At 54.1% G+C, this 12,096-nt stretch carries 12 protein-coding genes; 8 read left to right on the forward strand and 4 right to left on the reverse strand.

Annotated elements, in window-relative coordinates; genetic code table 11:
- Positions 1-2 precede the first annotated feature (2 nt).
- From SIB88_RS05975 to SIB88_RS05990, 4 genes are read left to right on the forward strand one after another with little or no spacing between them, the layout of a single operon-like run.
- Positions 3-587 carry a YmfQ family protein gene (locus SIB88_RS05975; protein ID WP_412557606.1) on the forward strand — a complete coding sequence of 195 codons (585 nt, stop codon included), beginning with the start codon at positions 3-5 and terminating at the stop codon, positions 585-587.
- A gap of 1 nt (position 588) precedes the next feature.
- Positions 589-1,176 carry a hypothetical protein gene (locus SIB88_RS05980; protein WP_412557607.1) on the forward strand — a complete coding sequence of 196 codons (588 nt, stop codon included), beginning with the start codon at positions 589-591 and terminating at the stop codon, positions 1,174-1,176.
- 2 nt (positions 1,177-1,178) lie between these two features.
- Positions 1,179-3,431 (forward strand): hypothetical protein, encoded by a 2,253-nt coding sequence (locus SIB88_RS05985; RefSeq protein WP_412557608.1) that lies wholly within the window; start codon positions 1,179-1,181, stop codon positions 3,429-3,431.
- Between the two features lie 12 nt (positions 3,432-3,443).
- The gene (locus tag SIB88_RS05990) at positions 3,444-4,109 is read left to right on the forward strand and encodes a DUF4376 domain-containing protein (protein ID WP_412557609.1); all 666 of its coding nucleotides are present in this window, start codon (positions 3,444-3,446) and stop codon (positions 4,107-4,109) included.
- On the opposite strand, the gene SIB88_RS05995 is transcribed toward SIB88_RS05990, so the two are convergent.
- The gene (locus SIB88_RS05995; RefSeq protein WP_287465600.1) at positions 4,110-4,631 is read right to left on the reverse strand and encodes a hypothetical protein; all 522 of its coding nucleotides are present in this window, start codon (positions 4,629-4,631) and stop codon (positions 4,110-4,112) included.
- A 129-nt stretch (positions 4,632-4,760) separates the two neighbouring features.
- Here SIB88_RS05995 and SIB88_RS06000 point away from each other — a divergent pair, with 129 nt between their 5' ends.
- Complete coding sequence (locus SIB88_RS06000; protein ID WP_412557610.1) at positions 4,761-5,561, forward strand: DNA adenine methylase; 801 nt, start codon at positions 4,761-4,763, stop codon at positions 5,559-5,561.
- 595 nt (positions 5,562-6,156) lie between these two features.
- Here SIB88_RS06000 and SIB88_RS06005 read toward each other — a convergent pair.
- Complete coding sequence (locus tag SIB88_RS06005; protein ID WP_068518844.1) at positions 6,157-7,086, reverse strand: LysR family transcriptional regulator; 930 nt, start codon at positions 7,084-7,086, stop codon at positions 6,157-6,159.
- A gap of 386 nt (positions 7,087-7,472) precedes the next feature.
- Complete coding sequence (trxB, locus tag SIB88_RS06010; RefSeq protein ID WP_068518883.1) at positions 7,473-8,423, reverse strand: thioredoxin-disulfide reductase; 951 nt, start codon at positions 8,421-8,423, stop codon at positions 7,473-7,475.
- Between the two features lie 345 nt (positions 8,424-8,768).
- Between trxB and SIB88_RS06015 the strand changes: the two genes are divergently transcribed.
- From SIB88_RS06015 to SIB88_RS06025, 3 genes are all read left to right on the forward strand, one after another.
- On the forward strand, positions 8,769-9,254 hold the full coding sequence (locus SIB88_RS06015; RefSeq protein ID WP_068518843.1) for an Lrp/AsnC family transcriptional regulator: 486 nt from the start codon (positions 8,769-8,771) through the stop codon (positions 9,252-9,254).
- Positions 9,255-9,649: 395 nt separating this feature from the next.
- Entirely contained in the window at positions 9,650-9,955 is a 306-nt protein-coding gene (locus tag SIB88_RS06020) for a hypothetical protein (protein ID WP_212733750.1), read from the forward strand.
- Positions 9,956-9,972: 17 nt separating this feature from the next.
- Entirely contained in the window at positions 9,973-11,436 is a 1,464-nt protein-coding gene (locus SIB88_RS06025; protein WP_068518841.1) for a methyl-accepting chemotaxis protein, read from the forward strand.
- A 173-nt stretch (positions 11,437-11,609) separates the two neighbouring features.
- Here the strand turns inward: SIB88_RS06025 and greA are convergent, their stop codons facing one another.
- On the reverse strand, positions 11,610-12,083 hold the full coding sequence (greA, locus tag SIB88_RS06030) for a transcription elongation factor GreA (protein WP_068518840.1): 474 nt from the start codon (positions 12,081-12,083) through the stop codon (positions 11,610-11,612).
- Positions 12,084-12,096 lie beyond the last annotated feature (13 nt).

Consider the following 12,096-nt stretch of genomic DNA (forward strand, 5'->3'; position numbering starts at 1 on the left):
TTATGCGGGCAACCATAGATCAATACCTCAACAATCTTAGATCCCTGATGCCAAAGGGCAAAGCCTGGGCACGCGAAAATGAGGCGGGTCTGACACGGCTGTTACGTGCCTTTGCAGCGCCTCTCATGCGGGTCCACAACCGGGCGGTTGATCTGATCGATGAGGTTGATCCCAGGACTTCGGTTGAGCTCCTGCCCGATTGGGAACGTGTTTGCGGTTTGCCTGATCCTTGCAGTGGCCAGCCGGAAAGTCTTGCTGAACGTCGCGACCAGGTTGTTGCCAAACTTGCCGCGCGCGGTGGCCAGTCAATCCCGTTCTTTGTCGAGCTGGCCAGTAACCTTGGCTACGTGGTCACGATCACGGAATTTCGCCCTTTCAGATGCATCTCGAAATGCAATGACCCGCTGACACAAGGCGATTGGCGGTTTGTCTGGCAGGTCAACGCACCGGCCGAGACCATTCGCACCATGACGGTCGATTCCGGCTGTTCGGAGCCATTGCGGACTTGGGGCAACGCACCGCTTGAATGCAACTTCAACCGCCTGAAGCCAGCGCACACCAAAGTCATTTTTACCTACGGAGCCTGATATGAAACGCATCGATACAGCAACAAAGGCAACCGATAAATTCGGCCCTGGCAAGCACGGTTTCACTGATGGCGATCCGACCATACCGATCCCGGCAACCGAGCTTCAGGGGAGTTGGTTTGACCACGTCCAGGAAGAGATCGCCAATTTCATCGAAGAACAGGGCATTGTCCTTGATGAAAACAACAGGACACAGTTGGCAGCCGCGATTACGGCCAAGCTGGCCAACGGAAACTATTTGCGTGCCAATGTCGCTGCGACACTGACTGCTGGTTTCAATACGCAGTTTGCCGACCTGACAGTTGCAGCTGGCGTGGCGACGTTCGATCCTACGGCTCGCAGTCGGTTCAAGCATGTTCTGGATGACGCGATCCTGATCGATAACCCGGCAGTGATCCCGAATGCTGGACCGGCGATGATCAAGCTCACACAGGATGGCACTGGCAACCATGCCGTTGACTGGGGCAGTAAATACAAAGTTGTCGGTGAGGTGAATTACACCGCCAATTCGGTCAGCCTTTGCCAGCTTCAGTATGACGCTGCTGACGACGTTATTGACGTTGTGATCACGCAGCGTGCAGGAGCCTGATCATGTCGCTTTTGATGGAAAACAGTGTTGCCAAGATCGGCTGCGGTGATCCAGGTGATCCGATTGAGGCCGCAGTTATGTTCGCAGGCGTAAGTCCAAGAATTACTTTTCCCTCCTCGGGTGGAACGGGGAAAGTCTGGGCATATTCCGAATGGTTGAAGCTCCCAGCAATCGGGAATGCCATCATTGCGCTTCAAAGCTATGTCGATGATCCCAACAACACGTCTTTGTATTGGCGTGGCGATTTGAAGGGGCAGTTTCAAATTCAAAACCAGATTAGCAACACGATCACAACAGATAACTTGCTATTTGGTTCTTTTCTCGCCGGTGGCTTTTGGCTCCATAGATATACCATTTATGACAGTACGCAGGCTGACGAAACCCTTCGGTATCGTGTTTATGTTGGCGGCGTCCTGCAGCCGCACAACGATGACTATCCTGCTCTCAATGAGGCGAGCTTTATCGGCGCTAGTGGCCAGCACCGAATTCAAGGTAATCACTACCGTGCAGAAACCGCTCTGTTTGTTGGCACCTACCCAGATGTCTCATCTTTCGGTCGGTTCAATGCGCAAGATGTTTGGGTTCATAAAGAGTTCGACGGTAAAGGCGGCGGCGCGGCGATATATGGCGCTGCAGGCGCACATTTTGATTTTCTAGACGGAGCCGATCTGACCAAAGACGTATCTGGAAATGGCAATCATGCGACAATAGTAGCGGGCTCGCTTTACCAGGTTTCTGATACCCCGACCAACAGCGCCAATATTCATGAAGCCATAGACAATACGAACCAGACCTGGACCTTTTCCGATGGAAACACGGTTGTCGAGAACGATAACTTCGGCGGCACGTCTTACATGATCCGTTCATCCATGCCTGTCGCCATCGGTCAATTCTGGGCAGTTATGGAAGTCGAGACCATCGGTTCGGGAACCGGTTTTCCGGTGTTCGGCGTTTCCGATGCATCGCGGTATTTCGGAGGAAGTGTCACCAAGAGACCTGATATCGCGTATCATCGGGACGGAACCATCCGTGACATTGACAACAATGTTCTTCAATCCGGGTTGCCGACCTATGGTGTCGGCGATTTCGTTGGTATAGCGCTGGATGGCACAAATCAATCGGTTCAATTTTACCTAAATACTGGAGCCGGAAAGAACCCGGTCGGTTCGCCTGAAGCCTACAGTTTCACGCTCGCCACTTTCGCGTTGTGGTCCTATTACGATGCCAGAGCACGGTTGTATTACACCGATTTCCCGGCAAATATGCTTGCTGAATCTGGTTTCTCAGGTTTGACATCAGAGAACTATCCTTGTCCGCTCATCCAAAACCCTGATGACTACGTGACTGTTCGCCTGCGTTCTGGTGGTGATGGTGTAGATGATCTGAACTGGAACCCACTGCTTGAAAAGACATTGGTTGTCTCAAAGCGGCGTGATGCGGCTGGCTCGTTCTGGATTACTGATACGGTTCGGGGCGCTGGCTTGGCGTGGCGTTCAAACGTTGCTGATGAGGAAAAATCTAAACCTGACGGTCTCTATCAGTTTGTTGCGAACGGCTATCTTATCGGTGCTGGCACGGATTATCAGGGAAACAGGGCCGACATCATCTTTCGAGCAAGTCCTTTGGCTGGTTTCGACATCGTCGAAATCGAGCACGTGGCTGGGACGCCTTCCACCGAAGCGCACAACGTAGGTGGGGCAATTCAATACGCTTGGGTGGTTCCGCTCGATGGGGGTGACCGTCGAGTATTTCATCATCTCCTGCCTGCAGGGCAGTATTACAAGTTGAACCAAACTGAAGCGCAGACGATTACGGCTGACCCCGACTGGCTTTTGTCAACGGCAAATACAGTGACGCTTAGCGCATCAATGCTCTCGGGTCGCTATATCCTTTATGTTTGGCGAGGTGTGCCTCAATTCTCTGCGTTTGGGCTGCATGGTGGCAATGGTTCGGTCAATGGACCGTTTGACGCGATGGATTTCAAAGCGCGGCTATATCTCATTACAGAACACAACCCCACGGATGATGTAAATCTGAGCGTTGCAGACATAAATCCAAGCAACCCGGTGCAGAAATATCTGATGCTCAACCGGGATCAGCAAGAAGTGACACTAACCGACCGAGATCGGGACTTGATGCCAAATGGTGTCAAGGCGCGAGCTTCTGCAAGCGGCGCTGAAATCAACAACGCTAGCGGTGTCTTTCCTTGGGCGGCTTGGGCGTCTGTACCCATCAAATTCGCAACTGCGCACTAGGAGGATACTGTTGTGCGAACCCCGATTTATGCGATCTTTAATGAAGACTGGTCACTGAACCGCTTGGAGAGTGGGGCCAGCTTCACTGCTGTCACTGGTCGCCCGTTTACTGATGCGACCAAGCATCCGGTCGAAACCCTGCTTGAGCACTACGTCAAGCCGATCATCCAGACCTCGAAACCGTCAAGTGAATGGCACGATGTATCCAGCCAGCCGGATGTTTTGATTGAAGGCGAAGGTGCAGCGCAGACGGCAAAACTGTATTGGCCAACTACACCAATCAGTCTTGAGTTGGCAAAGGCGAAGCTGCGGGCGAAGGTCAAGCAATGCAAGTTTGCGCGGATGGATGCAGGGATCGAGTTTTCGGTTGGTGAAACGACCTATCTTGTTCAGACCGATGCTGACAGTCGTAGCCTTATCGACAGCACCTTTGCACTGGCTGTGAATGGGTATCTGCCCGACGGGCGTGGCTGGCGTATGGGGGATAATTCCTACCCGACCCTGACGCAGCAGCAGTTGATTGATATGGCCTTGGCGGTCGGGGCGATGGTTGGGGATTGCTATGATGTCCAATCGGAGCTTGAAACGGCAATTGATGCCATCGCCGATATCGAGGCCTGCATGGCGTTTGACTGTTCGTCAGCTTTCCCGGCTGCGCCAGACCCGGTGGCTCCGTAATTACTGCGTGACGCTGAACAGCAAGAACAGCGCAAATATTACCGCGACGACAAGAACTATGAGCGAGAAGGCATCCAGCACAACAGGCAGGAATGACCAGCCTCTCCCAGGCTGAAAACCCGGCTTGTTTTGGTAAACCGGCATAGCAAGGCTATGAAAACGTTCAAGGGCCCCGAAACCCTCGATAATCATTCGGAAACCTTGAATGGCTAAGCCCAAAATAAATAACGCTGTAAGGATGGCAACATTGGTCTTCAGGGGGCCGGTAAAGAGCTGAGAGCCGACAAAGGTAAGGGATGCGAGCAAGCCGCCGCAAAGTCCTCTCAGGATGAAGCTTTGGAAGGTCTTCCACTTCAATCTGACTTCCTGATCGTACTCGTCGATCGACTTATAGATCGCTTTCAGTTCTTCGGTGTGGTTTCCGATTTTCCGGGCGTTTGCATGGTCTCTTCGGAAATCCATCGCATTTCGAAACCACCCCCTGCGGACGCCAGATTTTTGCTTCTCGTTCTTGGTCATCATTTCCCTGTCATGAAACTAGGCGGGGGTCAGGGTGCGCCAACACCCTGAACCGGGAGGGACTAGCTCCCACGATAAATCGCCCCGCCACCGTTGCAACGGCGGGTACAGATTAGAAAGACTTGTTTAGCTATGTCGACTCAAACAGTTACGCCTGTTCGTCCAGTCGCCCCCTATCTTGGGGGCAAACGCAATCTGGCCAAGCGATTGGTGGCCATCATCGATCAGATTGATCACACCACCTATGCGGAGCCTTTTGTCGGTATGGGCGGCGTTTTTCTGCGCCGAATCCGTCAGCCCAAGGCCGAGGTCATCAACGATATCAACAAGGAACTAGCGACCTTCTATCGTATCCTGCAGCGCCACTATGTGCCCTTTATGGATATGATGAAGTTTCAGATTACGACCAGGGCAGAGTTTGATCGCCTGGTCAGAACAGATCCGACGACGCTGACGGATCTTGAGCGTGCTGCGCGGTTCCTCTATCTTCAGAGAACGGCTTTTGGGGGCAAGGTCTCCGGCCGGAATTTCGGGGTGTCGGTGGAGCGAGGTGGCCGGTTCGATATCACCAAGCTGGGGCCGATGCTTGATGATCTGCACACCAGGCTTTCGGGTGTGGTGATTGAATGCCTGCCATATGGTGACTTCATCAAACGCTATGACCGGCCGGAGACACTGTTCTATCTCGACCCACCGTATTATGGCGGCGAGAACGACTATGGAAAGAACATCTTTGAGCGCGCCGATTTTGAGAAGCTCTCAGAGCATCTCAGAGGCCTCTCAGGGCGCTTTATCCTGTCTCTGAACGATACGCCAGAAGTGCGCCAGATATTCGACGGGTTCTCAATGGACACGGCCGAGGTCAACTATTCGATCGCGAAGCAGAGTGAAAGCCGTCGTGCCTATGGCGAGTTGATCATTTCAAACATCTGATGGTGCGGGCGGCTTGAAACGGTCGCCCAACCCTCTTAAATTCCCGATCGGGACAGGTGATGACCATCGTTGAGAGGCCATATGGACATTGCCAAGGACGGAATACCACTAAGCGACACGGTCAGACACGACCTCGAAGCCGTTCATTTCTATTGCCGCACCTGCCATCGATCGATCTCAAAGACCCCGCAACAGCTCCTGAAGCTTGCATCGCCTGAAACTGGCCTCTGGGCGCTCACCCGTCGCCTGCGATGCAATTCATGCGGAGAGAGGGACTTCACGGTCCGGCTCGGCTACCCAAGAAATTGCGCCGGAATCGGCAAAGCAATACCGGACCACCCAGCCAAGGATGATCCGGTCTGACGAAAAGTGCTATGCTCCAACTTTAATTGGCGAGCACTCCAAAACCAAATGTCGCGCTACACTGGGGCATGCGGGCAAGGGCGCAGGCAGGGGGCAGGCAGTGTGGGGGTAGTCCGGGGCCATGATCACTGACCATGGGGGTGGGTCGAAATTATCCATGCGTTGCGCGCAATGCAAAACGGCCCGGCGAAACTGCCGGGCCGTTTCAAACGGGATTTGGGTAAGCCTTGCGCTATTTGTCGGCGCTGGCACTACTGGCGGCGGCCGCAGCCTTGGCTTTTACCTTGGAGATTTCTTCGATCAGGAAGTCGCGGAACACGGCAATGCGTTTTGAATGGCGCAATTCTTCCGGATAGACGAAATAGGCATCAAAGCTTGGCCCTTCGAGCTCGGGCAGGATGCGGACCAGATTGCTGTTGGTCGGCAGCAGATAATCAGGCAGGGCCGAAATCCCCAGACCGGATTCGGTCGCGCGGAAAATGCCGTAAATATTGTTCAGCTTCAGAATCGGGCGCATGTCCGGTTTGAACTGCTGGGCGGTGGCCATCATCCAGTTGACGTTCGAAACCGGCGGGCGGGCATCCGCACCGTAAATGATCAGCCGGTGATCTTTCAGATCTTCGGGTGTCTTGGGCATGCCGTACTGTTTGATATATTCCGGCGACGCAAAGACGTGATAGCGCAGGGTCATCAACTGTCGCTGCACCAGATCGGCCTGACGGGGCGGCTGCATGCGGATGGCGACATCGGCCTCGCGCATGGCAAGATCAAGTTCCTCGTCATTGAGGACCAGCGACAGTTCGATTTCCGGATAGCGTTCCAGGAATTCATTGATGCGCGGGGTCAGCCAGGTCGAGCCAAAGGCCACCGTGGTGGTGACTTTCAGCGGGCCACTCGGCCGTTCCTTGGATTCACGAATGCGGGCTTCGGCCATGGAAAGCTTGGCAAAGACGTCATGGGCGGTGCGATACAGCAACTCGCCCTGTTCGGTCAGAATCAGGCCACGGGCATGGCGGTGAAAAAGCGGAACCTTGACGCTTTCTTCAAGCGCGCTGATCTGTCGGCTGACAGCCGACTGGCTCAGATTAAGGTTTTCCCCTGCGTGAGTGAAGCTTCCGGCTTCCGCAACAGCGTGAAATACACGCAGCTTGTCCCAGTCCATAGACCCGCTCCTAGATGTCACTGCCGCACGGCTCTGCGCCAGTCCCCTGATAATACTTCTCTTCTTTTATGGGTAATTTGGTTTCAACACTGTTAAGCGCGTCACACAAACGACCCAAGCCCGTAATTGGGTTCAGACCCTTTACCAATATGAGGCCTGTAGCATTTTCTGCAAGCAGGCATTTTCCGCAATGTTGATTTCGCAGATGCGTGATTCTTTTGAAATGTCAGACGATTGGCGGGATCTGGTAATTTGTAAGCATGAAAAAAGGGGATGCATGTTGCATCCCCTTGCAGGTGTTTCTGACCACTTCGCGTGATCGGGCAATCATCCTGTTTGGCCCGGCCGTTTAAGTGTTGTCAAAGCACTGTCAATGCCCTGTCAGATCAGGCTTCGTGTTCGGCGATGAACTTTTCAGCCTCAAGCGCGGCCATGCAGCCCATGCCAGCCGCGGTCACGGCCTGACGGTAAATCTTGTCGGTGACATCGCCAGCCGCAAACACACCCGGGACATTGGTCACGGTGCTGCCCGGCTTGACCAGAACATAGTTCTCGTCATCCATGTCGACCTGGCCCTTGAAGATGGCGGTCGCCGGATCATGGCCGATGGCAACAAAGAAGCCGTCAGCCGGAATGTCGGTGACTTCGTCGGTTTTGACATTGCGGACGCGAACCGCCTCGACGCCATCCATCGGGCCGTCACCGCCCAGAATGTCTTCGACAACGCTGTCCCAGACCACGTCGATTTTTTCATGCTTGAGAAGGCGTTCCTGAAGCATCTTTTCGGCACGCAATTCATCGCGACGATGGATCAGGGTAACTTTCGAGCAGATACCGGCAAGATACAGGGCTTCTTCAACGGCGGTATTGCCGCCACCAACAACCGTGACCGGTTTGTTGCGATAGAAGAACCCGTCACAGGTCGCGCATGCCGAAACGCCGCGGCCATTGAATTTTTCTTCGCCTGGAAGGCCAAGCCAGCGTGCCTGCGCACCGGTGGAAATGATCACGGTTTCAGCGATGTAGGTATCGCCGGAGTCGCCTTTGCAGACGAACGGACGTTTGGAAAAATCGACCTCGGTGATCAGGTCATGCACCATTTTGGTACCGACATGTTCAGCCTGTGCCTTCATCTGATCCATCAGCCACGGACCCTGAATGACATCGGCAAAGCCCGGGAAGTTTTCGACATCGGTGGTGATCGTCAACTGACCACCCGGCTGAAGGCCCATCACCATCATGGGTTCAAGGTTGGCGCGTGCCGCATAGATTGCCGCAGTATAACCGGCAGGGCCGGAGCCGATGATGAGGACTTTGGTCTGATGTTCCTGGGCCATGTTCTTTGTATATGTCCGAGATTGATAAAAGCTGACGTCGAACATATGGGCAGTCCGGACAAGACGCAACCGCTTCACGCAAAGTTTGACCGGCGGATATCGCGTTTTTTGGATGGTGAAATTTTACGCAACAAGCCGGTAGTTTCGCCAGACTGTTGAAGGCCGGGGACAATGCCGGAATTCTGCATCGTCAGCGATGCCAAAAAGCGGATTTTACTGCATTTTCAGTTACGGCATCCAAGCGCAAGATTGCATTCTTGCTCGGAATATATTATTGCCAGCAACTTGCCTCGCTGTAATATTGTTTCAATCGGGGTAACTTTCGCGCACAGAATCGAGGAATAAATGCAACGGGTCAAACTCGACAAGATCGACCGCAGAATCCTGCGCGATCTACAGGAAGATGGCCGCATGACCAATGTGGAACTTGCCAGACGTGCAGGTATCTCGGCCCCGCCCTGTTTGCGTCGTGTGCGCGCACTCGAAGAAACCGGATTTATCCAGGGCTATCATGCCGATGTCGACGCGCAGGCGCTTGGCTATAACGTGACGGTGTTTGCGATGGTCGGTCTTGCCAGCCAGGCCGAACATGATTTGCGCGCCTTTGAAGCCCGTGCGGCGCAATGGCCGGAAGTTCGCGAATGCCACATGGTGGCCGGTGAAATGGACTTCCTGCTGAAAATTGTTTCGCACAGCTGGGACGAATATCAGAAATTCCTGACCACCGAACTGACGGTTGCCGAAAACGTCAATCACGTCAAATCGGCATTGTCGATTCGAACCGCAAAGAACATGCCCGGCGTTCCGATTGATATCGACGCCGAAGACTGATCGCTTCGGACATTTGCTGCGTAATGTAAACCGGTGCCAATTTGGCGCCGGTTTTGTTTTTGCACCCTGTCTCCGTGCAACCCGCCATGGGCAGGGCATGCCGCCCGGGTTTATGTGCCGTCGTGCGGCGATGTCGCGGGCAGGGTGTGGGTAGCGGACTGATATCATGATGGAAAAACGTGATCGAGCAATACGGTCAAATACACGTGCAGACGAATAACCTTACTAAACGTAGGGATGAAAATCCTTGTAAAGGATGTGGTTTAGGCATACATACCAAGTACCTATACCAATGGGATAAGTTTTATATCAAAGGTTAGTCATTGGAAGCGTTCAGATCACAGCATCAAGCCCGCGAAAATGAACCGGTCATCGATCAGGGATGGTCGGGGATCGTGCCAGCAGGTTTATTTGCCCTGTGCGGTGTGGTGTTGCTGGTGCTTTTGTCCTATCGCCCAGCCGATGACATGACCGGTGTCGGTATGGTGTTTCCACTTTCGCTGTCTGAAGATGACATTCTTGCGCAAGTCGGTGCGTCTGGCGGGCGCGTTGTGCGGTTTGGCGGCTTTGGCCATATGGCAGTCGTTGTTCGCGACGATGGTGCCGTCCCGCAGGCCGAAGATTTCGGCGCGATGTTTACCCTGTCTCCGCTGATTGCTTCAGCATGTTTTGAGTCCGGCGATACCAATAACGCCTTTTGACGTCTGGGTGTAAGTCCATGGAAAAGTTACTAGAAATTCGGGCCAACGCGATAAAGACACTGTTCGTGATCCTGGCCCTGCACATCCCGCTTAGCGGGATTGCCGGATATGTCGCCAGCAGTGATGCATGGTCGCCATTGATTGCCAGTGCAGTTTTTGCCGCTGTTGCCTTTGTGATTTATCGCCTGGCGGGAACGCAGGCACAGGTCACGCGGTTTGTTGTGGCCTCGGCGATGATTTTGCAGGTTGGTGTGCTGGTTTATGCGTTTCGCGGGCATCACTGGCAGATTGACGTGCATATGTATTTCTTTGCTGCCCTTGCGGTTCTTGGCGCACTGGTATGCTGGAAAACAATTGTCGTTGTGACCGGCGTGATCGCGCTGCATCACCTGATCCTGAATTTTGCAGTGCCTTACTGGGTGTTCCCCGAAGGCGGCCAGTTCTGGCGTGTGGTTTTGCATGCGGTGGTTGTGATTGTAGAAGCAGGCGTTCTGATCTGGTCGTGCAAAAGCCTTTATACCACGCTTGCCAATGCCGAAACCGCACGCAACGAAGCGGTCAAAGCTGCGACCGCGGCCGAAGATCTGTTGGCGCAGAATGAACAATTGCGCAAACAGCGCCAGGTCGAACGCGAACAGTTCAAACGTGAACTGGCCGACCAGATCAGTGCGATGATCGGCAAATCGGCCGGGGCGGTTGATGATGAATCTGTTCAGTTGCAGAAACGTGCACAGCATATGAATGACCGTGCACGGGTTGCAAAGGAAGCATCCAAAGGGGCGGTGCATGCGTCTGAAGAAACGTCGCAGAACGTTGAATCAGCGGCATCGGCAGTCGATGAAATCAACGCATCGGCCGAAGAAATCGCCCGCCAGATCGGACGCGCCCGCGAGATTACCGACAATGCGGTGGAGCGGTCAAAAACCGCCAGCGACCGGATCGAATGGTTGTCAAATGCGGCCGAAAAGATTGGCGAAGTCGTCAATCTGATTACCGATATCGCATCCCAGACCAACCTTCTGGCGCTCAACGCGACGATCGAGGCCGCCCGTGCCGGAGAAGCCGGCAAGGGCTTTGCCGTTGTTGCCAACGAAGTCAAAAACCTGGCCAACCAGACCGCGCGGGCAACGGACGAGATCGCCCAGCAGATTTCCGAAATCCAGGCCGCGACCGGAGATTCGGTGTCGGCGGTAAACGGGGTTTCCGAAACCATCGGCGATATGGTCGAAGTGGCGGCAACCATTTCGGCCACCATGGAACAGCAGCAAAGTGCAACCCGCGAGATCGCGCACAGTCTGGGCAGCACGGTTGAGGCAACCCGCGATCTGTCGGACCTGATCCATCAATTGTCACAGATTTCGGCCGAAACCGGCGAGATGGCAACCGAACTTCTGGGCAGTGCCGATCATCTGGGATCGGAGGCAACCGATCTTAATCGCAATGTGGAGGCCGTTCTCGAACGGTTGGCCAAAAGCGGTTAAAGCCAGCAGATCCGTTGCCAAAATGGCAGACAGCAGAAAGCCGGGCATACGCGCCCGGCTTTTTTGTTTGCTGTGACGGGGGCTGGAGCTGGAGCGGGGATATCTGGCACGCGGGCATAAAAAAACGGCCCGATAATCATCGGACCGTTTTGATCACTGGGACATTTCCCGATTTACGAGAAATCGACCTTCAGAATTTCATAGCTTTTGGTGCCGCCCGGAACGGTTACTTCGACGGAATCACCGACAGACTTGCCGATCAACGCACGCCCAATCGGCGAGGTGGTTGAAATGCGGCCAGCATTGATGTCAGCCTCGATCGGGCCGACAACCTGATAGGTGGTTTCCTCGTCGGTATCTTCGTCGACAAGATCAACCTTGGCGCCGAACTTCACAACGTTGCCGGCCAGAGACGGCACGTCGATCACTTCGGAACGGCTCAGGACATCTTCGAGCTCGGCAATACGACCTTCGCAGAAACTTTGGCGTTCGCGTGCGGCATGGTATTCGGCGTTTTCCGAAAGATCACCATGTTCGCGTGCTTCCGCGATGGCCTTGATGATTTCAAGACGTTCGACGGACTTGCGATGCTTCAGTTCTTCTTCGAGGCGCTGATGCCCTTGCGGGGTCATTGGTACTTTTTCCATCGCGCTCACAGCC

This window comes from Thalassospira sp. MIT121401, from assembly GCF_047125595.1.
Classification (GTDB): Bacteria; Pseudomonadota; Alphaproteobacteria; order Rhodospirillales; family Thalassospiraceae; genus Thalassospira; species Thalassospira povalilytica.

Excerpts from the sequence above, each read along its gene's own strand:
- SIB88_RS05975 (WP_412557606.1), top strand. The coding sequence starts at position 3 with ATGCGGGCAACCATAGATCAATACCTCAACAATCTTAGATCCCTGATG.
- SIB88_RS05980 (WP_412557607.1), top strand. The coding sequence starts at position 589 with ATGAAACGCATCGATACAGCAACAAAGGCAACCGATAAATTCGGCCCT.
- SIB88_RS05985 (WP_412557608.1), top strand. The coding sequence starts at position 1,179 with ATGTCGCTTTTGATGGAAAACAGTGTTGCCAAGATCGGCTGCGGTGAT.
- SIB88_RS05995 (WP_287465600.1), bottom strand. The coding sequence starts at position 4,631 with ATGATGACCAAGAACGAGAAGCAAAAATCTGGCGTCCGCAGGGGGTGG.
- SIB88_RS06000 (WP_412557610.1), top strand. The coding sequence starts at position 4,761 with ATGTCGACTCAAACAGTTACGCCTGTTCGTCCAGTCGCCCCCTATCTT.
- SIB88_RS06005 (WP_068518844.1), bottom strand. The coding sequence starts at position 7,086 with ATGGACTGGGACAAGCTGCGTGTATTTCACGCTGTTGCGGAAGCCGGA.
- trxB (WP_068518883.1), bottom strand. The coding sequence starts at position 8,423 with ATGGCCCAGGAACATCAGACCAAAGTCCTCATCATCGGCTCCGGCCCT.
- SIB88_RS06015 (WP_068518843.1), top strand. The coding sequence starts at position 8,769 with ATGCAACGGGTCAAACTCGACAAGATCGACCGCAGAATCCTGCGCGAT.
- SIB88_RS06025 (WP_068518841.1), top strand. The coding sequence starts at position 9,973 with ATGGAAAAGTTACTAGAAATTCGGGCCAACGCGATAAAGACACTGTTC.
- greA (WP_068518840.1), bottom strand. The coding sequence starts at position 12,083 with ATGGAAAAAGTACCAATGACCCCGCAAGGGCATCAGCGCCTCGAAGAA.